At 67.9% G+C, this 22,498-nt stretch carries 24 protein-coding genes; 13 read left to right on the forward strand and 11 right to left on the reverse strand.

The window, feature by feature from the left end:
* Positions 1 to 63: 63 nt before the first annotated feature.
* A complete protein-coding gene (locus AT701_RS32925; protein WP_003898114.1) occupies positions 64 to 1,065 on the reverse strand; it encodes a LacI family DNA-binding transcriptional regulator in 1,002 nt (333 codons plus the stop codon).
* A gap of 312 nt (positions 1,066 to 1,377) precedes the next feature.
* Between AT701_RS32925 and AT701_RS32930 the strand changes: the two genes are divergently transcribed.
* Positions 1,378 to 2,253: a DUF732 domain-containing protein gene (locus tag AT701_RS32930; RefSeq protein ID WP_058127801.1), complete on the forward strand. Its 876-nt coding sequence runs from the start codon at positions 1,378 to 1,380 to the stop codon at positions 2,251 to 2,253.
* Positions 2,254 to 2,259: 6 nt separating this feature from the next.
* Here AT701_RS32930 and AT701_RS32935 read toward each other — a convergent pair whose 3' ends face one another.
* Positions 2,260 to 2,943 carry a GntR family transcriptional regulator gene (locus AT701_RS32935; RefSeq protein ID WP_058127388.1) on the reverse strand — a complete coding sequence of 228 codons (684 nt, stop codon included), beginning with the start codon at positions 2,941 to 2,943 and terminating at the stop codon, positions 2,260 to 2,262.
* A gap of 159 nt (positions 2,944 to 3,102) precedes the next feature.
* On the opposite strand from AT701_RS32935, the gene AT701_RS32940 reads away from it, so the two are divergent.
* Complete coding sequence (locus AT701_RS32940) at positions 3,103 to 3,549, forward strand: hypothetical protein (protein WP_058127389.1); 447 nt, start codon at positions 3,103 to 3,105, stop codon at positions 3,547 to 3,549.
* A 209-nt stretch (positions 3,550 to 3,758) separates the two neighbouring features.
* Entirely contained in the window at positions 3,759 to 4,763 is a 1,005-nt protein-coding gene (locus tag AT701_RS32945; RefSeq protein WP_058127390.1) for a 1-aminocyclopropane-1-carboxylate deaminase, read from the forward strand.
* Here AT701_RS32945 and AT701_RS32950 read toward each other — a convergent pair whose 3' ends face one another.
* Together AT701_RS32950 and AT701_RS32955 are read right to left on the reverse strand one after the other, a co-directional pair.
* Positions 4,764 to 5,444, reverse strand: a complete 681-nt coding sequence (locus tag AT701_RS32950) for a GAF and ANTAR domain-containing protein (RefSeq protein WP_003898119.1) — start codon at positions 5,442 to 5,444, stop codon at positions 4,764 to 4,766.
* A 25-nt stretch (positions 5,445 to 5,469) separates the two neighbouring features.
* The gene (locus AT701_RS32955; protein WP_223495938.1) at positions 5,470 to 6,060 is read right to left on the reverse strand and encodes a CGNR zinc finger domain-containing protein; all 591 of its coding nucleotides are present in this window, start codon (positions 6,058 to 6,060) and stop codon (positions 5,470 to 5,472) included.
* Between the two features lie 95 nt (positions 6,061 to 6,155).
* On the opposite strand from AT701_RS32955, the gene AT701_RS32960 reads away from it, so the two are divergent.
* From AT701_RS32960 to AT701_RS32970, 3 genes are read left to right on the forward strand one after another with little or no spacing between them, the layout of a single operon-like run.
* Positions 6,156 to 6,611, forward strand: a complete 456-nt coding sequence (locus AT701_RS32960; protein WP_003898121.1) for a VOC family protein — start codon at positions 6,156 to 6,158, stop codon at positions 6,609 to 6,611.
* Positions 6,612 to 6,621: 10 nt separating this feature from the next.
* Positions 6,622 to 7,476 carry a pyridoxamine 5'-phosphate oxidase family protein gene (locus AT701_RS32965; protein WP_058127391.1) on the forward strand — a complete coding sequence of 285 codons (855 nt, stop codon included), beginning with the start codon at positions 6,622 to 6,624 and terminating at the stop codon, positions 7,474 to 7,476.
* Positions 7,477 to 7,519: 43 nt separating this feature from the next.
* Positions 7,520 to 8,263 (forward strand): GntR family transcriptional regulator, encoded by a 744-nt coding sequence (locus AT701_RS32970; RefSeq protein WP_058127392.1) that lies wholly within the window; start codon positions 7,520 to 7,522, stop codon positions 8,261 to 8,263.
* A gap of 3 nt (positions 8,264 to 8,266) precedes the next feature.
* Here AT701_RS32970 and mgrA read toward each other — a convergent pair whose 3' ends face one another.
* Positions 8,267 to 9,337 (reverse strand): L-glyceraldehyde 3-phosphate reductase, encoded by a 1,071-nt coding sequence (gene mgrA / locus AT701_RS32975; RefSeq protein ID WP_058127803.1) that lies wholly within the window; start codon positions 9,335 to 9,337, stop codon positions 8,267 to 8,269.
* 158 nt (positions 9,338 to 9,495) lie between these two features.
* On the opposite strand from mgrA, the gene AT701_RS32980 reads away from it, so the two are divergent.
* Positions 9,496 to 10,413, forward strand: a complete 918-nt coding sequence (locus AT701_RS32980) for an NADP-dependent oxidoreductase (protein ID WP_058127393.1) — start codon at positions 9,496 to 9,498, stop codon at positions 10,411 to 10,413.
* Here the strand turns inward: AT701_RS32980 and abc-f are convergent, their stop codons facing one another.
* From abc-f to AT701_RS32995, 3 genes are read right to left on the reverse strand one after another with little or no spacing between them, the layout of a single operon-like run.
* Positions 10,414 to 12,081 carry a ribosomal protection-like ABC-F family protein gene (gene abc-f / locus AT701_RS32985; protein WP_058127804.1) on the reverse strand — a complete coding sequence of 556 codons (1,668 nt, stop codon included), beginning with the start codon at positions 12,079 to 12,081 and terminating at the stop codon, positions 10,414 to 10,416. It lies immediately after the preceding gene.
* Between the two features lie 42 nt (positions 12,082 to 12,123).
* Complete coding sequence (locus AT701_RS32990) at positions 12,124 to 12,336, reverse strand: zinc-ribbon domain-containing protein (protein ID WP_011731507.1); 213 nt, start codon at positions 12,334 to 12,336, stop codon at positions 12,124 to 12,126.
* A gap of 30 nt (positions 12,337 to 12,366) precedes the next feature.
* Complete coding sequence (locus AT701_RS32995; protein WP_174519631.1) at positions 12,367 to 13,122, reverse strand: SCO6745 family protein; 756 nt, start codon at positions 13,120 to 13,122, stop codon at positions 12,367 to 12,369.
* Positions 13,123 to 13,291: 169 nt separating this feature from the next.
* Between AT701_RS32995 and AT701_RS33000 the strand changes: the two genes are divergently transcribed.
* On the forward strand, positions 13,292 to 13,507 hold the full coding sequence (locus AT701_RS33000; protein WP_003898129.1) for a hypothetical protein: 216 nt from the start codon (positions 13,292 to 13,294) through the stop codon (positions 13,505 to 13,507).
* Positions 13,508 to 13,510: 3 nt separating this feature from the next.
* Here the strand turns inward: AT701_RS33000 and AT701_RS33005 are convergent, their stop codons facing one another.
* Entirely contained in the window at positions 13,511 to 14,500 is a 990-nt protein-coding gene (locus tag AT701_RS33005; protein WP_036454074.1) for a glycoside hydrolase family 6 protein, read from the reverse strand.
* 81 nt (positions 14,501 to 14,581) lie between these two features.
* On the opposite strand from AT701_RS33005, the gene AT701_RS33010 reads away from it, so the two are divergent.
* The 3 genes from AT701_RS33010 (at position 14,582) to AT701_RS33020 (ending at position 17,651) form a co-directional block, all read left to right on the forward strand.
* Complete coding sequence (locus AT701_RS33010) at positions 14,582 to 15,304, forward strand: SDR family NAD(P)-dependent oxidoreductase (RefSeq protein WP_003898131.1); 723 nt, start codon at positions 14,582 to 14,584, stop codon at positions 15,302 to 15,304.
* A 342-nt stretch (positions 15,305 to 15,646) separates the two neighbouring features.
* Entirely contained in the window at positions 15,647 to 16,675 is a 1,029-nt protein-coding gene (locus AT701_RS33015; RefSeq protein ID WP_058127395.1) for a dehydratase, read from the forward strand.
* A gap of 52 nt (positions 16,676 to 16,727) precedes the next feature.
* Complete coding sequence (locus AT701_RS33020) at positions 16,728 to 17,651, forward strand: aromatic alcohol reductase (protein WP_058127396.1); 924 nt, start codon at positions 16,728 to 16,730, stop codon at positions 17,649 to 17,651.
* Positions 17,652 to 17,675: 24 nt separating this feature from the next.
* On the opposite strand, the gene glpK (AT701_RS33025) is transcribed toward AT701_RS33020, so the two are convergent.
* Together glpK (AT701_RS33025) and AT701_RS33030 are read right to left on the reverse strand one after the other, a co-directional pair.
* Positions 17,676 to 19,193, reverse strand: coding sequence for a glycerol kinase GlpK (gene glpK, locus AT701_RS33025; protein ID WP_058127397.1), 1,518 nt, complete (start codon positions 19,191 to 19,193; stop codon positions 17,676 to 17,678).
* Positions 19,190 to 19,930: an IclR family transcriptional regulator gene (locus tag AT701_RS33030; protein ID WP_232836261.1), complete on the reverse strand. Its 741-nt coding sequence runs from the start codon at positions 19,928 to 19,930 to the stop codon at positions 19,190 to 19,192. Before AT701_RS33030 ends, glpK (AT701_RS33025) begins: the two co-directional genes overlap by 4 nt.
* Before the next feature lie 203 nt (positions 19,931 to 20,133).
* Here AT701_RS33030 and AT701_RS33035 point away from each other — a divergent pair, with 203 nt between their 5' ends.
* Positions 20,134 to 20,955, forward strand: a complete 822-nt coding sequence (locus tag AT701_RS33035) for an MIP/aquaporin family protein (protein ID WP_003898136.1) — start codon at positions 20,134 to 20,136, stop codon at positions 20,953 to 20,955.
* Positions 20,956 to 20,981: 26 nt separating this feature from the next.
* Positions 20,982 to 22,496: a glycerol kinase GlpK gene (gene glpK, locus AT701_RS33040; RefSeq protein ID WP_003898137.1), complete on the forward strand. Its 1,515-nt coding sequence runs from the start codon at positions 20,982 to 20,984 to the stop codon at positions 22,494 to 22,496.
* Positions 22,497 to 22,498 lie beyond the last annotated feature (2 nt).

Consider the following 22,498-nt stretch of genomic DNA (forward strand, 5'->3'; position numbering starts at 1 on the left):
CGTGTGTCGTGAAATGGCCGCCACAGTAACGTTCCTGTTACCGCTCGCTACAAGTGGATGACGCTAGCCGCGCGAGCTGGCGCGCACGACCAGATGAGCGGGCACCACCTCGTGGCGCGGCTCGGCGTTCTGTTCGATCTGGTCCACCAGCATCCGGACCGCTGCGCGTCCCATCTCCTCGGCGTGCAGTTCGACCACCGAGATGGGCACGGGCGCCAGGGCCACCGCGGCACCGTCACCGAGATTGACCAGCATGAGGTCCTCGGGAACGCGCAGCCCCAGGTCCGTCGCGGCCAGCTCCGCGGCGAGCGCGAGCTGGTCCAGCCCGACGAACAGCGCGTCGGGGCGGTCGGGGCCGTCGAGGATGTCGCGCACCGCGGCGCGGGCCGCCGCCGGGTTGAACGCACCGGCGATGCGCGCGCTGCGCGGCGCGTACCCGTGCCGCCGGCACCTTGACACGAACTCACGCTCCACGGAGCCGATGTAGGACGCCGCGGAATCCGGCGCGATGAGCATGGGCCTGCGGGCTCCGCCGCGTTCGAGGTGGTCGAGTACGTCGCCGACCACCCCCGCCCAGTCGTTGTCGACCCAGCTCGCGGCATCCGACGCGGTGCGGCCCACGGTGCTCGCCGGCGTGCCGCGCTGCCGGGCCGACTCGACCAGCGGGTCGCCTTCGGCCGGATCGACGGCGATGAGCCCGTCGTGCGCGACGTCGAGCTGCATGGCGGCAGGCGCGACCGCGAGGAAGAAACCCCGCTGGTTGGCCTCGATCGCCGCGCCCGCCATCACGCGCATGAAATAGTCGACGTGCCACAGGGACTCGGCGTCCACATCGCTCGGCAGCATCGCGATCACGAGGATGCCGGTACGGCCGTTGCGCAGGGAGCGCGCCGCGACGCTCGGGCGGTACCCCAGTTCGAGGGCGATCTTGCGGACGCGCTGGCGGGTCTTCTCGGGCAGCGACCCACTGCCGTTCAACGAATCCGACACGGTCGTCGTCGACACGTTCGCGGCCAGGGCCACATCACGCAACGTGACCCTGCCTCTGCCGCGTTCACCTGCCATGGGCGCTCAATCTAGGCCGTCGGTGACCGATCGTGCGCGACATCCGCGACTTCCCCGGCCGGCCCGGTCGACAGTTGCCTGATCACGGGCGTGGTCCAGCGGATCAGATCCTCGCGCTACCGTAACGACCGCGGGGCGAACGCGCTGGTGGGTACCCGGCTACATCGGCTGGGCGGGCGATTCGACCGATACGGTGTCGATGATTTCGGCGCTGCGCCAAGGCGGAACGCGTGTGCTTGCTCGCCAAGCGTGGCCACCGACGGCGGTTCTGGCCGACAATCGACATATGCGAACCACGCCGGTGGGATGCCGATGAGCTGTCCGTACTGTGGCTTCGAGGTCGCGGCCGACGGCACGTGCAGCCGGTGCGGACGCGCAGAGTCGTCGGTCTCGCTGTCCGGATGGCGCCCGGACCCCACCGCACGCTACGAGGGTCGCTATTACACGGCCGGGCGTCCGACCAACCGGGTGCGCAACGGCAAGCACGAAGCCTCCGATCCGACCGGTGGTCAGATGCTGCCCGACTACATCGAACTGCCCGCCTCGCGGTCGAGCATCCGCACGACGTGGATCACCACCGGGGCCGTCACCGCGATCATCGTGATGGCGGCCGCCATGGCGTGGGGTCTGCTGGTGGCACACCGGCGTCCGCCGCCACCACCCGAGACGGGTTACCTCGCGGCGTTGCGTGACACCGGGCTGATGAACCAGTTCAACTCCGACGCCAACGCCATCGCGCACGGGCATCAGGTGTGCCGGCGTCTGGAGGACGGCGAACCGCAGCAGGGTCTGCCCGCCGACAAGATCGCCGTCGACACGTTCTGTCCGCATTTCGCCCAGGGCTTCCACGTGCTCGACACCGTCAAGGTGTCCGGGATCTTCGTGCTCACCGACAGTCTGGGTGCCGAAGGAATTGCCGTCGACGGATCCTCGTGCACGGGAAACAGCGGCTACTCCGACATCGGGCCCGACACCGACGTGACCGTGAAGAACGGCAAAGGCGAGATCCTGACCACCACGACGCTCGGCCGCGGGACCGGCGGCTCCGCGGAGTGCCGGTTCACCTTCGCGTTCCCCGTCACCGAAGGTGAGGACCTCTACATCGTCTCGGTCGGCAGACGAGGCGAATTCCGCTACAGCTTCGACCAACTCCGCAGCCGCGGCGTGCAGGTCCACCTGGGGACCTGAGGCCGGTCACCGGTTGGTGTCCGTCTCCTCGGCCGCCAACTTCTCGACGACCTGAGACAGCGTCTGCCAGTTCTGTTCGGTGGCGGCGGCCGCGCCCTCGGCGTCGCGTTTGCGGCACAGGCTCACGATCCTGCGGTGCTGTTCGATGGATTCGCGACCGGAAAGCGCTGAGAAACGCAGATATTCGAGCCGCCGCAGCACCGGGGTGACCTGTTCGAGCACCTGCTCGATCACCTCGTTGCCACTGGCCTGCACCGCCACGCCGTGAAAATGGTCGTCGCTGCGCATCGCGGCCTCGGGATCGCCACGCGAAATGGCCTGAGCGAAAGCGTGGTTGGCCGCGGTCATCGCGTCGAAGTCACTCTTGTCCATGAGCGGCACCGCGGTGCGGACGGCCAGCGCGTGCATCGCGGCCGCGACGCTCTGCGCGTTGAGCACGGCCTGCGGTTCGATCGCGGCGACCACGGTCGAACGCCCCGGCGTGGTGTGCACCAGGCCTGCCGTCTCCAACCGCGCGAGCGCCTCGCGGATCGGGGTCCGGCTGATGCCCAGCCACTCCTCGAGTTCGGGATCGCGCAGTTTCTCGCCGGGCGCCAGGGTGCCGTTGACGATCGCGTCCCGGATGGAGACGTAGGCCTGATCGCGCAGCAGCGACCTACGGTGCTTACCGCGCTCTATGGGCACCGGCATGCGACGTATCGTATATCGCCATTTGCTGGGCGCCGCCTGTCGGTGGTCTGTGGCCTACTTGTTACGAGAGTTTGTCCCAACTGTCACAGGGGTAACTTTGATAACAGACGCGAACAACGCGCCCACAGTCACGAAGAAAGAGTCGAATGGAACACGCTCATGAACACCGTCCTGTACCTCAGCGCCTCCGGCGCGACCTATGAAACCGATGCATACACCCCGGCCGACATCACCCGCCTGGTCCGCGGCCACGGCCTGCAGAGCCTGACCAGCACCGACCGGCAGTTCGACTTCTGGTTCAGCCCGGCCCTGCTCCACTGCCAGCGCCGCACCAACCGCGTCGCCACCGAGTTGCTCCTGGCCACCACCGGTTTCACACCCAAAGACGTCCCGCTGCTGCGCGGCGCGGTGGTGATCGCCACCCACGACACCGACGGCGAACTCGACGGCCTGAGCTGGCAACAACTCGACACTCTCGTCGCCCGGCACCACGCACTGACAAAGCGTGACCGCAAGAGGCTTCGCCGCCGCATCGGACGTGACTGCCTCCCGGCAGCCGAGTCCCTGATCGGCCCGGCAGCGGGCCGTCCACACGCGCCGGCGTAGGTATCGCTCCATCGACCGTGCCGCCACGGCGAGATCCGAGCCGATCTTCCGCCGTAGCTGCACGGTCGCCGCATCGATGCCCTCTCGCAGCGTTCACACAGACACGCTTGCCGTTGACAATGCCACTGAGGAATGTGCAATATATTGCACATTCCTCAGCCTGACGGCGTCGGCCCGTCAGGGTGAATCCGCATCCAGTCAGGAGAACCATGGCGATCGACGACTTCCCGCGTTATCCGCTCACGTTCGGCCCCAGCCCGATCCACCCCCTCGAACGCCTCACCAAACACCTCGGCGGCGCACAGATCTGGGCCAAGCGTGAGGACGTCAACTCGGGCCTGGCCTACGGCGGCAACAAGACCCGCAAGCTGGAGTACCTGATCCCCGATGCGCTGGCACAGGGCGCCGACACCCTGGTGTCGATCGGCGGCGTGCAGTCCAACCACACCCGCCAGGTGGCGGCGGTGGCGGCCAAACTGGGGATGAAAGCCGTTCTGGTGCAGGAGAAGTGGGTGGACTGGCCGGACTCGGTCAACGACAAGGTGGGCAACATCCTGCTCTCGCGCGTCATGGGCGCCGACGTCCGGCTCGACGCGTCGGGTTTCGGCATCGAGTTCAAGGACAGCTGGCGCAACGCCATCGAGGACGTCAAGAACGCAGGCGGCACACCGTATGCCATCCCCGCGGGCGCATCCGACCATCCGCTCGGCGGCCTCGGCTTCGCGAATTGGGCCTATGAGGTACAGCGGCAGGAGCAGGAACTCGGCGTCTTCTTCGACACCATCGTCGTCTGCACCGTCACCGGATCCACCCACGCCGGCATGATCGCCGGTTTCGCCGGACAGAACCGGCCGCGCCGCGTGATCGGCATCGACGCGTCGGCCACGATCGACAAGACCCGTGAGCAGGTCACGCGCATCGCGCGCAACACCGCGCATCGCATCGGGCTCGGACGCGACCTGCACGACGACGAGATCACGGTGCTCGAGGGCTGGGCCGGCGAGCTGTACGGCATCCCGGTGCAGTCGACCATCGACGCCATCAAGCTCACGGGCCGCCTCGAAGGCGTCATCCTCGACCCGGTCTACGAGGGCAAGTCCATGGCCGGGCTCATCGACCTGGTGCGGTCCGGCGAGATCCCGCCGTCGTCGACGGTGCTCTACGCCCACCTCGGCGGACAGCCCGCGCTCAACGCCTACAGCGGCATCTTCTGACTACCGTGATTCGATGATCTGCCCGGCGATGTCGACCAGACGCGTGTTGCTGTGCTGCGACAGCTGCCGCATCATCTCGAATGCCTGCACATCGTCGACCTTGTAGCGCTCCATGATGATGCCCTTGGCCTGGCCGATGCGGTCACGGCTCAGCAGCGCGGTCTTGAGTTGCTCTTCCTGGCGGCTCGCGACGATCGCCGACGCGGCATGCGCGGCCAGCACCGTGCCGGTGGTCACCGCGTCCTCGTCCCAGTTCATGGGGCTGAACCCGAACAGGTTGAGTGCACCCGCCGTGCGGTCGGCGGTGTAGAGCTTGAACGACAGTCCGCTGAGCACCCCGAGCTCGACGCTCGCAGGCGAGTACCGCGGCCACCGCTGCTCAGCACGGAAGTCCTCGGTGCGCACCACGAGATCGGCCAGCGCGGCCTGTCGGCACGGACCCTCGTCGAACCGCATCTGCAGCTCGTCGAGCGCGTGAGGGAGTTCGTCGAGTGCCGCGAGCGATTCGAAGGTGTTCCCCGGGCCGATCAGCAGAACACCCGCGGTGTCCACGCCAGGTATGAGCTCTTTGGCGGCGGTGGTGACACCGGTCAGGACGTCGGCCAGGCTGCGTGGACTCGCGACGGCACGCGCCAGATCGGCCATGCGCATCGCGAGCTCGTGGTTTCGGCTCTCGCCCATCCCGGCATTCTGCACGACATCTCGGTCAGGACGGTCGCGGGTGCTGTGTTCTGGATGTTCTGGCTGTTCCAGCTGTTCTGGCGTAGTGCCGTGCCGCCCGGGCCCGGTTACCGCACGGCTTGCTGCACCACTCCCGGCGCCCGTCGGTGAGGAAATAGAGGACGCAGCCCGGACCTGGGCAGGCACGCAGTCGGTCGCGCAGAGGGCCACCGAAAATCCCGACGGCGTTGTCGGCGATGACACCGAGCGCGGTCTCGACCGGATTGCCGGAGCTGCGTTGCACCACGTGCGGTTCCGGGTCGAAGGCGAGTTCATGCCACCGCGGCGGTGAGGCGGCGTACGCGTTGACGGTCGCCACGGCGTCGGCATCCCACTCGTGGCCTCCGGTGATCGCCGCCGCGATGTCGCGGATCGCGGCCCGCAACGTCCGCGCGGCGTCGACGTCGCGTCGTGTGACCTCCCGGACTTCAAAGCCGTTGTCCCGCAACCATTGCGTAAGCATCTCCGGGGTTTCGAGCCCCTCGGCCGGGCGCCCCCGCACGGCGAACGTCGTGTTGGCGAACTCGATGGCCACCGGTTCGCCCAGCAACGGGGCACCACCGGACGAGCTCTGCATCCTTCTAATGTTACGCGCCCATTGACAGCGTTAGAAACATATGCCTATCTTCTAATGCGTCAGAAGTTTGCAAAGCATTAGAAATGGGGTTCCACATGGCTGGTTTCGCACTGGGGCACGCCGGGATCAACGTCACCGATCTGTCCCGATCGAAGTCGTTCTACCAAACGGTCTTCGGCTTCGACGTCCTGCGGGAACACACCGACGGCGACAAGCGATTCGCGTTCCTCGGCACCGACGGCGCACTCGCGGTCACGCTGTGGGAGCAGAGCAGCGGGGTCTTCGCCACCGACCGGCCCGGCCTGCATCACCTGGCGTTCCTGGTCGACGACATCGACGCCGTCCGCGCGGCCGAGGCGCGTGTGCGCGACGCGGGTGCGGAGGTCCTGCACGGCGGCGTGGTCCCCCACCAGGAGGGTGCGTCGTCGGGCGGTATCTTCTTCACCGACCCCGATGGCACGCGCATCGAGATCTACTCGGCTACCGGGGCCGACGTCGTCGGTGCTCACGCAGCGCCCTTCGGTGACGCCCCCACCTGCGGTTTCTTCTGATGGAGTCGTGATGGAACACCCCGGCGAAACCACCCTGCAGGGCCGGTCCGGCATGTCCGGGCGGCCGTGGGGATCCGCGCACGTCGGCCAGACGATCCCGACGGTCGCCGCCGAGTTCATGAGCGCACAGCGCCTGGCCGTCGTCGGCGCCCGCGACGATGCGGGACGCGTCTGGGCCGGGCCGCTCACCGGACCGCCGGGGTTCCTGTCGGCACGCGGCGAGACCACCGTGGTGGCCGCCGCGGTTCCCGGGCCGCTGGATCCGCTGGCCGGCGCGTTCGACACCGGATGCGCCGTCGGCATGCTGATCATCGATTTCACCAGCCGAAAACGCATGCGGGTCAACGGCATCGCCACGCGCGACGGCGAAAGCCTGATCGTCGAGACCGATCAGGTATATGCCAACTGCCCCAAGTACATCCAGATGCGCGAACCTGCCGATGCACCGGCACTGCCGCCTCCCAGCCGCACCGTCGGCGCCGAACTCACTGCGGCGCAGCGGGTGTGGATCGAGTCGTCGGACACGTTCTTCATCGCCACCCAGGCGGATCCGCACGGGACGGACGCATCGCACCGCGGCGGCCACCCAGGCTTCGTGACCACGTCGTCGGCCTGCCGTCTGTCATGGCCCGAATACTCGGGCAACCTGATGTACATGACGCTCGGCAACCTTGAGGTCGATTCCCGGGCCGGGTTGCTGTTCGTCGACTGGGAGCGGGGCTCCACACTGCACCTGACCGGACACGCGCGGACGGACTGGGAGCGCCAGGTGGTCGACTTCGACCTCGAGCAGGTCGTCGAGATCGATGCTGCGATACCGCTGACCTGGACGTTCGTCGAGTACTCGAAGTTCAACCCGGCCTGAGCACCCGCATGGTCCCGCCGCCCCCACTTGTATAGTCAGGCGCGTGGCGCAGGCACTGCACGTCCAGATCGCTCGGGATCTCCGTGACCGGATCCGTCGTGGCGAGTTGGGGTTGGGGACGGCCCTGCCGTCGGAATCCCAGCTGTGCGCACAGTGGAAGTCGTCGCGGGGCCCGGTGCGGCAGGCGCTCACGACGCTGCGCGCCGAGGGGTTGATCACCGGAGGCCCCGGCAAGCCGCCCGTGGTGTGTTCGACGGCCGTGGGCCAGCCCTTCGACACCCTGCTGTCGTATTCGGCGTGGGCGCACTCGATCGGACGCACACCCGGACAGCACACTCTCGAACTCAGCCTGCGCAGGGCCGATGAGCACGCCGCGGCGAGCCTGCACGTCGAAGTGGGATCCCCCGTGGTGCAACTGCTCCGGTTGCGTCTGCTCGACGGGTCCCCCGCGATGCTCGAGCGGGCGGCGTTCGTCGAACGCGTCGGACGCACATTGTTCGACTTCGATTGCGATTCCGGCTCGATCTGGGCCTTCCTGCAGTCGCGCGGCGTCCAACTCGCGACCGCATCGCACACCATCGACGCCGTCGGGGCCGATCCGGTCGACGCCACGAACCTTCAAGTGCCGGAGGGCACTCCACTGCTGCGGCAGCGCCGCACCACACGCGCGGCCGACGGCGAGGTCATCGAGTTCCACGACGACCGCTACCTGCCCGGCCTCGTCACCTTCACGTTGGAGAACACGCTCGAGACGCGCACGACGTTGGCGCGCAACGCGACACGTTGACGCCTAGACGTCGGAGCTCTGCCGCCACAGGTCGATACCGGAATCCTTTGCGTACTGGTCGATCTGGCTGAGCTCCTCGTCGCTGAACTCCAGATTGTCCAGCGCGCCGAGGTTTTCGTCGAGCTGCTCGACGCTGGACGCGCCGATCAACGTCGAGCTGACCGCCGGGTCACGCAGCACCCACGCCAGTGCCAGCTGTGCGAGCGTCTGACCGCGGCGCTTGGCGATCTCGGCCAGGCCGCGGAGTTGTTCGCGCACCTGATCGGTCACCAGGTCGTCGTCGAACGTCGGGCGCGCGGTGGCGCGATCGATGTCGGAGGCCGGTTTCTGCAGGTAGCGATCCGTCAGCAGGCCCTGCGCGAGTGCGGTGAACGCGATCGCACCCATGCCGGCCTTGCGGAGTTCGTCGGTCAGGCCACCCTCGATCCAGCGGTTGAGCAGCGAGTAGGACGGCTGATGGATCACCAGCGGGGTGCCCAGACGTTTGGCGATCTCGGCCGCCTCGGCGGTCTTGGCGGCGGAGTAGGACGAGACCCCCACATAGCGCGCCTTCCCGGCGCGCACCGCGGTGTCGAGCGCGCCGATGGTCTCTTCGAGCGGCGTCACCGGATCGATGCGGTGCGAATAGAAGATGTCGACGTGGTCGATGCCCATCCGGTCGAGCGATTCATCAAGGCTTGCAAGCACATACGCGCGGCTGCCCAGTTGACCGTACGGACCCGGCCACATGTCCCAGCCGGCCTTGGTGGAGATGATCAGCTCGTTGCGGTACGGCTTGAAGTCGCGCCGCAGCATCCGGCCGAAGTTCTCCTCGGCCGAACCGTAGGGCGGTCCGTAGTTGTTGGCGAGATCGAAGTGGGTGATGCCGCGGTCGAACGCGTGCCGCAGCACGGCGCGTTGCACGTCGAAGGGCCGGTTGTCGCCGAAGTTGTACCAGAGCCCCAGCGATATCGCGGGCAGCAGCAACCCGGAGGTTCCTACGCGCCGGTAGGGCATGGCGTCGTAGCGGTTTTGGGACGCCACCCACGGGTCGTGCGTGAAGGGAACACCGGAGATCACGAGATCGTCAGCCACATTGGCATCGTACGACCTCGTCGGCCCTTTCCGGTCGAGCAAAACCTGCCGCGACCGCATGCGTCATCGCCCGATCGGTATGCCAGCAGGTGGAATAAAAACCACAATGTGACGGTCTGTGTAGGCACCAGGTTCGCCGCCCCGATTGGAGAGCGCAAATGCCGCGCACCGTGCAGTTTGCCGAATACGGCGACACCGACGTACTGACCGTCGTGGACACCCCGGCACCCGAACCCGGCCCGGGCCAGGTGAGGCTCAAGGTGCGGGCGGCCGGGCTCAATCCGATCGACTGGAAGATCGTCGCCGGCTTCATGCGCGAGCTGATGCCCGTCGATTTGCCCGCTGGCGTCGGATCCGACGTCGCCGGGATCGTCGACGCCGTCGGACCGGGAGTCACCGAGTGGGCCGTGGGCAACGAGGTCCTGGGTCGCTCGGCCACCGGCGCGTACGCCGAGTACGCCCTCGCCGAGGCTGCCGAGCTCATCGGCAAACCCGGCGAAATCACTTGGGACGTCGCGGGTTCGCTCGCGGGCGCGGGCGGCACGGCCCACGCCGTGCTGGACAGGCTCGATCTGAAGAGCGGTGAGACGCTGCTCGTCCACGCCGCAGCGGGCGGTGTCGGCACGTTCGCCGTGCAGTTGGCCGGTGCCCGGGGCGTCAGCGTCATCGGCACCGCGGGCGAGGGCAACCACGACTACCTGCGGTCGATCGGTGCGACACCGGTGACCTACGGCGACGGACTGCTCGAACGGGTACGCGCTGCGGCTCCGCAGGGCGTCGACGCCGTCCTCGACGCGTCCGGGCGTGGCGAGATCCCGCTGTCGATCGAACTGACCGGCGACCCCCAGCGGGTTCTCACCCTGGTCGCGTTCGATCAGGCCGGAACCGGGATCCAGGTCCACGCCGGCGGCGCGGGAGACTCGCTCAGCAAGGCACTGTCCGACGTCGTCGCGCTCATCACCGATGGGCGCCTGACCGTTCCGATCAGCGCCACCTACCCGCTCGACGAAGCCGCGGCCGCACTCGACGCCAGCCGCACCGGTCATGCCACCGGCAAGATTGTGGTCGTACCCTGACTACACGGCCGTGACGCGCCCACCGTCGACCAGCCACCGGCGGTCCAGGCGGACGTTCTGCAGCATGCGACGGTCGTGCGTCACCAGGAGCAGTGCCCCGTCGTAGGTCTCGAGAGCCTGCTCAAGCTGTTCGATGGCCGGAAGGTCGAGATGGTTGGTCGGCTCGTCGAGAACCAGCACGTTGGTGCCGCGGGCCTGTAGCAGCGCCAACCCGGCACGGGTCCGCTCGCCCGGTGACAGCCGGCCCACCTCGCGCTCCACGTGGTCGGCGCGCAACCCGAACTTTGCGAGCAGGGTACGCACGTCGGCCGTCGTCCACGTCGGCAGGAACTCTTCGAATCGGTCGACCAGCCGCGCGGTTCCGGTGAAAAGCGCACGCGCCTGGTCGATTTCACCGATGGCGACGCTCGCGCCCAGACTGGCACGCCCCTCGTCGGGCTCCTGGCGCCCCAGCAACAGGCGCAGCAACGTCGACTTGCCCGCACCATTGGGCCCCGTGATGCCGATACGCTCACCCGCGTCCACCTGTAACGAGACAGGCCCGAGGACGAAATTCCCTTGGCGTACAACGGCATTGTCGAGCGTGGCCACAACCGTGCTCGACCGTGGCGCCGCACCGATGCTGAACTGGAGAACCCACTCCTTGCGCGGTTCCTCGACCTCTTCGAGGCGAGCTATCCGGCTTTCCATCTGCCGTACCTTCTGCGCCTGTTTCTCACTCGACTCGGTGGCCGCACGCCGCCGGATCTTGTCGTTGTCGGGTGCCTTGCGGATGGCGTTGCGCACACCCTGGCTCGACCACTCCCGCTGGACCCGCGCCCGTGCGACCAGATCGGCCTTCTTCTCGGCGAACTCGTCGTACTGCTCACGCTTGTGACGGCGGTTGACCTCACGCTCTTCCAGGTAGCTGTCGTACCCGCCGCCGTAGAGGGTGTTGGTGTTCTGTGCGAGGTCGAGTTCGAGCACGCCGGTGACACTGCGCGCCAAGAACTCCCGATCGTGACTCACCAGCACCACGCCTCCGCGCAGGTCGCGGACGAAGGCCTCCAACCGATCGAGACCGTCGAGGTCCAGATCGTTGGTCGGCTCGTCGAGCAGGACGATGTCGAAGCGCGACACCAGAAGGGCCGCCAGGCCCACGCGAGCGGCCTGCCCACCCGACAGCGCAGTCATGAGCGTCGAGTCCGGCCGCACCATCTCGGTGTCGAGTCCCAGGTCGGCGAGCACCGCGGGCAGTCGTTCGTCGAGATCGGCCGCTCCCGTGGCGAGCCAGTGATCCAGTGCGGCCGAGTACGCCTCTGCCGGATCGACGGCCGGGTCGGCGTTCGAGGTTCTATCGGCCAAGGCTGCGGCGGCGGCCTCCATGGCACGCGTCGCGTCGGCACAACCGGCACGGCGAGCGACGTAGGCCGCGACCGTCTCCCCCGGCACCCGCTCGTGCTCCTGCGGCAGCCACCCGACGAAGGCGTCGGCCGGTGCGACGCTCACCGCACCTTCGAGCGGGTCGAGGTCGCCGGCGAGGATGCGCAGCAGCGTGCTCTTGCCTGCACCATTGGCACCGACCACGCCGATGACGTCGCCCGGCGCCACAGTCAGGTCAAGCCCCTCGAACAGGGTGCGATGGGCGAATCCGCCGGCCACATTCTTCGCGACAAGCGTTGCCGTCATGGTCCCCATGGTCTCATCGCCCGCGCATGACACGGCAAACTGTCAGCGCACGTCGCCGACCGTGGTACCACAGATCCCGCACACCTCGAGCTGACGACGGTTCCACCTCGCGACCGGCACGAAGAACAACGAGAACTGTTTGAACTCCTCCATGCGCGTCCACTGGGTGGTGTTGTGGCAGCGCGGGCACGTCCGGATCTCTCCTGCCCCGAGGAACTTCTGCTTGGTGCCGTAGCCGAAGAGAAAGAAGAACACGAGACCACCGTACGGCGGGCGCCAGGGCGCTCAGCCCGGCACGTTGGCCTTCAACGTCGCCAGCGCTGCGGCGCTCACGCGCGCAAGCTCGTCGATCTCGGCGGGATCCAGTGCGGCCGAGAGCAATTCGGACATACGGCGATTGGTCTCCTGCCGGATCTCGTCGTAACGGTCCAGCTTGTCCGCGCCGTCGGCATAGGGTTCGGGCCAGCCGAACACCGCGGTGTACTGCGGGCCCTTGTTGAGCATGTGCGCCTCGACCGGGGTGACACCCGAGAGGGCCAGCAGGTTGAAGTGCACACCGCCGCGCAGTTCCCGCAGCACGAACATCACCTGCAGGGCCCGGGCGGGCGCGTCCCCGGCGAGCGGCATCGTCCGCCACCCGGCGAACAGCGGCAACGCAACCGTCGGGGTGACCGCGACGACCTTCTCGCCCAGTGCGGCCAGGCGGTCCAGGCCCTCGGCGCCGGCCAGGTACTTGCGGCCGAAGGCGGCGGCCTGCTCCCAGTACACCTGCGCGGCGCCCGCGGCGCCGCGCACCGCGACGCCTTCGTCCCACAAAGCCGACAGCCCGGCCGGCTCGAACACCGCGAACACCGCGGCGACCGTCGCACCGGTGGTGTCGCCCAGCACACCGCCCCGGCCCGCCACGTAGCCGGCCAGCGGGTTCTGGTAGCCCGCCGCGACGCTCTCGGCGAACGTCTCGGGGTGCAGCATGAACACGGCCACAGCCTCCTCGATGGCGGATCCGGCGGCGTCGGTGGCGTCGAGGACAGTGGTGCTCATGTATCGCTGCTCCTGGTGTCGGCAATCGTCGGTGATCGTCGGGGCGTGTCGCACGAAGGTTAGCCGCCACCCCTTTTCTTCCGCCGAAACGACATTCCGTCAGGCCTCTACTCGCACTTTTCCTGACGGAATGCGGTTTCGGCGGGAGGGGGTGGGTACACGGCGGAGCATGGAGGACAACTGGGAGGTCGTGATCGCCGATCCCGACAGCCAGGGCGAACCGCGCGACGAGGAGGTCCTGATGCGCGGCGCAGAGGACGAGGCGCGACGGGTGTACATCGACAGGACCGCCGAGGCCGCCGACCGCGGGCATGCCTACGTCAAGCTGCGCCGCGACGGCACCGATGTCGAGACGTGGCCGCAGCTGACGGGTTGGACGGTGTGACCGTCAGCGTCCGGCGTTGCGTGCGAGGTCGATCGCGTACTGGCTGACGAACGTGCCCGCCGAGGGATGCCCGTTGCAGGCACCGTCGGATTCGCCGGGCCGCTTCACCCACAGGTAGGCATCGGCGTGGGCGCCCGCGGTCGCGGTGGTCGGAGGCGACCCCAGCGCACGTCCGGGCGGGTTGCACCACGAGTCGCTGTCGACGGGTCCGACGCCGTTGCGCGACGTGTCGATGACGTAGTGCGAACCGTTGGTGAGCCCGGAGATGGCCTCGCCGTAGCCGATCTCTTCCTCGGTGGTGAAGAAGTTGGCGGTGTTGAGGCTGAATCCGCGCGCCTTGGTGACGCCGACCTCGTTGAGCCGGGCGGCCATGTCCTCGGCGTTGACCCAGCGCGAGTGCCCGGCGTCGACGTACACCGCGGTGGCGGGGTTGCGGGTCAGCGTGTCGACCGCGTAGCGGATCAGGTCGAAACGTTCCTGGCGCTGGTCGGGCGACAGGCAGTCGGCCATCGCGAGCGCGTCGGGTTCGAGGATCACCGCGGCCGGACCCGAGCCGATCGCACCGGCGACGCCGTCGATCCATCCCCGGTAGGCCGCCGCCGAGCCGAAGCCGCCCGCCGCGAGGCTGCCGCAGTCACGGTTCGGGATGCCGTACAACGCCAGGATCGGCATGGTGCCCGCGGCCTGCGCCGTCTGGATGTACTTGGCGTCGACCGCGAACGTCGACACGTTGTCCATCCAGTACGCGTGCGGCGTGTTCGCGATCATCTCCAGCTCGGGGCTGGGATTGCCCTTCAGCGCGCGCATCGCCTTGGAGTTCGGGTCGACATAGAACGTCTGCCCGGCGAGCGGGTTCCCGTCGCTGGCGAGGCGTACCTCGATCGCGGCACCCGGGCGCACCGGTTCGGCGAGCGCGCCGGCGCCGGCCAGGGCCGTCACGGCCAAGAAGGGAGCGATCCATCGCGTGGCTGTACGTGCAGCTGAGGACTTCACCCGACGAAACCTAGCGTCGGGCGTGCGGGTGTGCCAAACGAGGCCGGGAAGGAAATCCGGGCCTGCGCGATTGAACCTCGCATGGAACTTGAAGGACTGACCGCGTTGGTGACCGGCGGCACGAGTGGCATCGGCCTGGAATCGGCGCGTCTGATGGCCGCCGAGGGCGCCGACGTGGTGATCACGGGACGCGACGCGCAGCGCGGTGAGCAGGCCGCCGCCGACATCGGGCACGGCGCGCGGTTCGTGCAGGCCGACCTCGGCGACTTGGATTCGGTGGCCGACCTCGCCGCGCAGGCCCCCGACGTGGACATCCTGGTCAACAACGCGGGGATCTATCCGCAGGCGTCGACGTTCGACCAGGATGTGGCCGGGTTCCAGCAGTTGTTCGACACGAACGTGCGTGGCACCTACTTCCTGGTCGCCGCGGCCGCCAAGGGCATGGTGGCGCGCGGCCACGGCAGCATCGTCAACATCACCACGCTGGCCGCCCACAAGGGGTTCCCCGGCACGTCGGTCTACGGCGCCACCAAGGCGGCGCTGGAATCGCTGACCCGGACGTGGGCCGCCGAGTTCGGGGCCAACGGCGTTCGCGTCAACAGTGTTTCGCCGGGGCCGACGCGGACACCCACGACGCTGGAGCAGCTCGGTGACTTCATCGACGACGTCGCAGCCGGGCTGCCGTTGCGGCGCACCGCCGCACCCGAGGAGATTGCGCAGGCCGTGCTGTTCCTCGCCTCGCCGCGCGCGAGCTTCGTGACGGGTTCGACGCTGTATGTCGACGGCGGCGGATACGCGGTGTGATCGCGCCTTTTCACAGTTTGCCCTCTGATGTTTCAACCTGCCGATCCCCCAGGGAACACCACTCGACGATCAGATCGGGGAATTTGCTGTGATCTGTCGGACAAAAACCGGCGCGTGACGGCTGGGTCAAATTTCGCCGTGCGGTGACACCAACGCCCGGTTCGCACGGGAAAGTGTTGGCGGACATCCGGATTGGGTAACGACGGTGCCGTCGGCCGGTGTTGCGGTATACGGAACATCCCGCCGGCCGACGGATTGTGCATTTCGGCGGTTCACGGCTCGCACGCTAGGGTGCTTGGGTCGCTCTGAGCGCACACGCCGATAGAAAAGTTGAGCAGATCCATGACCGCACCAGCAGATACGTCGACGCTCGAATCGCGGGTCGGCCACTACTACCAGATGGAAGACACCTATCTGGTGGGCCGCGAGAAGGTACGCGAGTTCGCCCGTGCCGTGCAGGACTACCATCCTGCGCACTGGAACCTCGCCACCGCCGCTGACCTGGGGCATCCCGGCCTGATCGCGCCGCTGACGTTCACCTCTGCGCCGGCCATGGCATGCAATCAGCGCATGTTCGAATCGGTCGTCGTCGGCTACGACATGTACCTGCAGACCGAAGAGGTCTTCGAGCAGCACCGCCCGATCGTCGAGGGCGACGAACTGCGCATCGACATCGAGCTGACCTCGGTGCGCCGGATCGCCGGCCGTGACCTCATCACCGTGACCAACACATTCACCGACACCGCGGGCGAAGTGGTGCACACGCTGCACACCACGGTCGTCGGCATCACGGCCGAGGACGTCGATCCCGCGATCCGCCCGGCCGTGCAGGGCGTCATGATGCACGGCATCAACATGCTCGGTGTGGAGGAGACCAACGCCCCCTACGAGAAGACCGTGCGTCCTGAGGGCGAACTCCGCATCGCCCAGGGCGGCGCGACCCGCACGCCGAACTCGCTGAACTTCGACGACCTCAAGGTCGGCGACGAACTGCCGGTGCACACCGCGCGCCTGTCGCGTGGCGACCTGGTGAACTACGCAGGCGTTGCCGGCGACGCCAACCCGCTGCACTGGGACGAGAACATCGCCAAGCTCGCGGGGCAGCCCGACGTGATCGCGCACGGCATGCTCACCATGGGCCTGGGCGCCGGGTTCGTCTCGTCGTGGTCCGGGGACCCGGGCGCGATCACCCGTTACGCGGTGCGGCTGTCGCAGCCCGCCGTGGTGCCCGCCGAGGGCACCGAGATCGAGTACAGCGGGCGCATCAAGTCGCTGGATCCCCAAACCCGTACCGGTGTGGTGATCGTCGCCGCGAAGTCCGGGGGCCGCAAGATCTTCGGGTTGGCGACCGCCAACATCCGCTTCAGCTGACCAACCGGCCGCAACGCGGAAGAGATCCGGTGCTCGGCGCGTTGCATCGCGCATGGGTTTCGACGAACACGTCAACTATCTGATCATCGGGGCCGGTGAGCTCGGGGCTGCCGTCATCGACGCGCTGTCTTCACGCATCCGCGACACGGGCCGCCACGACACGGTCACGGTGCTGCTGCGGCGTTCGGCCGCTCCGGACCGTGGCCGCCAGGTCGCCCAGTTCGCGACCAAGAACGTTGCCGTCGAATATGCCGATGTCACAAGCGCATCGGTGGCCGAACTCGCGACGATCTTCAGCCGGTATGACACGGTGGTCAGCTGCATCGGTTTCGCCGCGGGGCCGGGGACCCAGCGCAAGCTCGCGCGGGCCGCAATCGAGGCTGGTGTCGCACGATTTCTGCCGTGGCAGTTCGGTGTCGACTACGACCTCATCGGCCGTGGCAGCCCGCAGAACCTGTTCGACGAGCAACTCGACGTACGGGATCTGTTGCGGGGCCAGGACAAAACGCACTGGATCATCGTCTCGACCGGGATGTTCACCAGCTTCCTGTTCGAACCCGCGTTCGGCGTGGTCGATCTGCCGTCGAACACCGTTCACGCGCTTGGTGACTGGGATACCGAGGTCACCCTCACCACACCCGAGGACATCGGGCGGCTCACCACCGAGATCCTCTACGCCGAGCCGCGCATCGACGATCAGGTCGTCCACGTCGCCGGGGACACCATCAGCTACGGACAGCTCGCCGACATCGTCGATGACGTGCTGCACACCGAAGTACAGCGGATCCCCTGGAGCACAGAGCATCTGCGCACCGAACTCGCGGCCGACCCCGACGACACGATGAAGAAATACCGCGCGGTGTTCGCACAGGGCGTCGGCGTGGCATGGCCGGTGTCGCGGACATTCAATGCCGCCAGGGGAATCAAGACGACGACGGCTCGTGAGTGGGCCGAAGCGAACCTGACGCGACCCTGACAGGTCAGTTCCCCCGCGGGCCTCTCACACGGTTTCGCGGCGTCCGTCGCCCCAACTGATCGCCAATTGCACCGCGCGGTGCCAGTCGTCGAGTTCACGTTGGCGGCGGGTCGGGTCCATGCTGGGCCGCCACTCGGCCGCGCGGCGCCAGTTGGACCGCAGCACCGCGCGGTCGGGCCAGTAGCCCGCCGCCAGACCGGCTGCGTAAGCCGCTCCGAGAGCGACGGTTTCGGCCATCATGGGCCGCACGACGGGCGCGTCGAGAATGTCGGCGACAAGTTGCATGAGCAGGTTGTCGGCCGTCATACCGCCGTCGACGTGCAGTGAGCGCACGGCGATGTCGGAGTCGTCTTTCATCGCGTCGATGACGTCGCGGATCTGCCATGCGGTGGCTTCCAGCACCGCTCTGGCGATGTGCCCCTTGGTGACATAGGAGGTCAACCCGACCACCAGACCGCGCGCCTCGGTGGCCCAGTACGGCGAGTACAGGCCCGAGAAGGCCGGCACGATGTAGCAGCCGCCGTTGTCCTCGACTGTGCGCGCGAGCGTTTCGATCTCGGCCGGTGTCTTCACCAGGCCGAGGTTGTCGCGCGACCACGCGACCAGCGCACCGGCCACGGCAACCGATCCCTCCAGCGCGTACACCGCGGGCTCACCGTCGAACTTGCGGGCGACGGTGGTGAGCAGCCCACGCTGCGACCGCACGATGTCCTTGCCGGTGTTGAGCAGGACGAAGCTTCCGGTGCCGAACGTGCACTTTGCCTCGCCGGCCTCGAATGCCGTCTGGCCGAACAGGGATGCCTGCTGATCACCGATGACCGCGGTGATCGGGATGCCCGCGATGGGGTCGACGGTCGACGGGAACGGCCCGTTGGTGGGCCGGATCTCGGGCATCATGCGTCGCGGTACGTGCATGCCCGCGAGCAGTTCGTCGTCCCAGTCGAGGGTCTCCAGGTTCATCAGCATGGTGCGGCTGGCGTTGGTGACGTCGGTGGCGTGCACGCCGCCGTCGGTGCCGCCGGTGAGGTTCCACAGCAACCACGAATCGACGGTGCCGAACAGCAGATCCCCGCTCTCGGCGCGGGCGCGCAGGTCACGATCGTTGTCCAACAGCCAACGCAGCTTCGGTCCGGAGAAGTACGTCGCGAGCGGCAGACCGCAACGCGCGAGCAAAGTCTCGTCGTCGAGTTCGGCCGCGATGGCCGGCAGCAGACCCGCGGTCCGGTTGTCCTGCCACACGATCGCGCGGTGCGCGGGCTTGCCGGTGTGGCGGTCCCACACGACGGCGGTCTCGCGCTGGTTGGTGATGCCGAGCGCCATGATCTGGCGCGGTTCGACGTCGGCGTCGGCGAGGGCCTGCGGGATGATCCGGCGCACGATCTCCCAGATCTCGGTCGGGTCGTGCTCGACCCAGCCCGGCCGCGGGTAGTACTGGCGGTGTTCGCGCTGCGCGACCGAGACCAGCCTGCCGTGGTGGTCGTAGACGATGCAGCGGGTGGAGGTCGTTCCCTGGTCGAGCGCGGCGATGTAGCGCTCGGTCACAGTTCCCGCCCGTGGCCGAACTCGCGCGACACCGAGCGGCCCGCGCGCACCACGAGTTCGGCGAGCCGTTCCAAGGGACGTGCCCGGTGGTCACACAGCCGCTCCACGTCACCGCTGATGCCGATGCTGGCCACCACGTAGCCGCCGCGGTCGCGGACGGGCGCGGCGATGCTCGCGACGCCGGGCTGTTCCTCCTCGACCGACGCGGCCCAGCCGCGGTCGCGCGTGTCGGCCAGTTCGTGTTGCAACTGGGCACGATTGGTGATGGTCCGGTACGTCAGGCTGTCGAGGGCGCCCAGGCTGCGCGCCGCGCCAGGATCGAACGCGAGCAGCACCTTGCCGAGCGCGCTGGCGTGCAACGGCACGGTCGCGCCGACCTCCAGCACCTGCGCGGTGGCGTCGGCCCGGAACACGTGGTGGGCCACCACCGCCCGGCCGGCGCGGAACGCCGCGACGCGCACGGCCTCCCCGGTGCGGGCGGCCAGCGCGTCGGCCCAGTTCAGCGCGCGCGCCTTGAGTTCGTTGAGATCCAGTTGGGTCGAACCGAGGTGGAACAGATCGGGGCCCAGTCGATACCGCCCGGACGCATCCTGTTCGACGAAGCCGACACCGTGCAGGGTGCGCAACAACCCGTGCGCGGTGCCTTTCGCCAAACCGAGTGCACCCGCGATCTGCACGAGCCCGAGGGACTCGTCTTCGATCCCGAGTAGCTGCAGTATCGCCGCGGCCCGTTCCACGGACTGCACAGTGCCTGGCACAAGTTTCAGGATCACCAAATCGTTCGACCATGTCGACCCCGAGGGTCGGCATTGTCGACCGGGGCCGTGTTCGGCGATGCCGAACGACGGGTGATGCCCGGCCGACCTCTGGCTTCTAGGTTCACAACGCACGCCTCGTGTGACGCACAACACATGCGGTTCGAAGAGCCAAGGAGACCAACATGTCACGACGAACACTCGTCGGAGAACTCTGCGCCGAGTTCGCCGGCACCCTCATCCTCATCCTGTTCGGGGTGGGCGTGGTCGCTCAGGTGGTCACCGGCGACGGGTCACTCGGCGACCACGACTCGATCTCGTGGGGTTGGGGTCTGGGCGTGATCCTCGGCGTCTACACCGCCGCGCGGATCAGCGGTGCACACCTCAACCCGGCCGTCACCCTCGCGATGGCGGTGTTCCGGGACTTCCCGTGGCGCAAGGTGCTTCCGTTCAGCATCGCTCAGCTACTCGGCGCCTTCGCGGCCGCGCTGATCGTGCGCGTCACCTACAGCGAAGCCATCGCCAACGTCGATCCGGATCACACGATCGCCACGCAGGGCATCTTCTCGACACTTCCCGGCAACGGTGCGCTCCCCATCAGCCAGGGCACCGCACTGCTCGATCAGATCGTCGGCACCGCGATCCTGCTGTTCCTCGTGATGGCGCTGACCGACGCGCGCAACCACGGTCCGTGGACGCGGCTCGCGCCGGTGATCATCGGTCTCGTCGTCGTCGGGATCGGCATGGCGTGGGGCACCAACGCCGGGTACGCGATCAACCCGGCGCGCGACCTCGGGCCGCGCCTGGCGTCCTACATCACCGGGTACAGCACGGCGTTCCATGACCAGACCGGGTTGCTGTACTTCTGGGTGCCCATCGTCGGGCCGCTGATCGGCGCGCTCGTCGGCGCCGCGGCCTACCGCTACCTGATCGAACGGTTCCTGCCCGCCGACCCACCCATGCTCGACGACGAAACCTCCCGTACCGCAGCCGCATCCGCGGTCTGATCTCCCCTCTCCCGAAAGGACTTCCCATGGCTGACTTCGTCGGTGCCATCGACCAGGGCACCACGTCGACCCGTTTCATGATCTTCGACCACGCCGGCAACGAGGTGGCCCGCCACCAGCTGGAGCACGAACAGATCCTGCCGCGTCCGGGCTGGGTCGAGCACAACCCGGTGGAGATCTGGGAACGGTCGAGTTCTGCGGTGCAGAGCGCGCTCAACGCCGCCAAGCTGCAACCGAGCGACCTTGCCGCACTTGGTGTCACGAACCAGCGCGAGACCACCGTGGTGTGGAACCGGCGCACCGGGCGGCCCTACTACAACGCGATCGTGTGGCAGGACACCCGCACCGACTCGATCGCGGCCGCCCTCGACCGCGACGGCCGCGGCGATGTGATCCGCGAGAAGGCGGGTCTGCCGCCCGCGACGTACTTCGCGGGCGGCAAGATCCAGTGGATCCTGGAGAACGTGCCGGGCGTCCGCGAGGACGCCGAGATGGGCGACGCACTGTTCGGCACCACTGACTCGTGGCTGCTGTGGAATCTGACCGGTGGCACGTCCGGAGGTGTGCACGTCACCGACGTGACCAACGCGAGCCGCACCATGCTGATGGATCTGGAGACCCTCGACTGGGACGACGAACTGCTCGGCTTCTTCGGTGTCCCCCGCTCGATGCTCCCGCAGATCCGGCCGTCGTCGGATCCGGCCGGATACGGCACCACGACCAGTTCCCGTCCGTACGGCGGGATTCCGCTCACCGGCGACCTGGGTGACCAGCAGGCGGCCATGTTCGGTCAGGTCTGCTTCGCGCCGGGCGAGGCCAAGAACACCTACGGCACCGGCAACTTCCTGCTGCTCAACACCGGCACCACCCCGGTGCGCAGCAAGAACGGTCTGCTCACCACGGTGTGCTACCGGCTGGGTGACGACGCACCGGTGTACGCGCTGGAGGGGTCGATCGCGGTGACGGGTTCGGCCGTGCAGTGGCTGCGCGACCAGATGCACGTCATCGACTCCGCGGCCGAGAGCGAATCCCTCGCACGCCTGGTGGACGACAACGGCGGTGTGTACTTCGTACCCGCCTTCTCCGGGCTGTTCGCGCCGTACTGGCGCAGCGATGCGCGCGGCGCGATCGTCGGACTGAGCCGCTACAACACCAACGCGCACCTGGCGCGCGCGACGCTGGAGTCGATCTGCTACCAGAGCCGCGACGTCGCCGAGGCCATGGAGGCCGATTCCGGTGTGCACCTCGATGTTCTGAAGGTCGACGGCGGGGTCACGGTCAACGACCTGTGCATGCAGATGCAGGCCGACATCCTCGGTGTCCCGGTGAGCAGGCCCGTGGTCGCCGAGACCACCGCGCTCGGCGCCGCCTACGCCGCGGGCCTGGCGGTCGGCTTCTGGCGCAACACCGACGAACTGCGCGAGAACTGGAACGAGTCGCACCGCTGGGACCCGCAGTGGACCGAGGAGCAGCGCACCACCGGGTACACCGGCTGGCGCAAAGCCGTTGAGCGCACACTTGATTGGGTGGACGTCCAGTGACC

This window comes from Mycolicibacterium smegmatis (genome assembly GCF_001457595.1).
GTDB lineage: Bacteria > Actinomycetota > Actinomycetes > Mycobacteriales > Mycobacteriaceae > Mycobacterium > Mycobacterium smegmatis.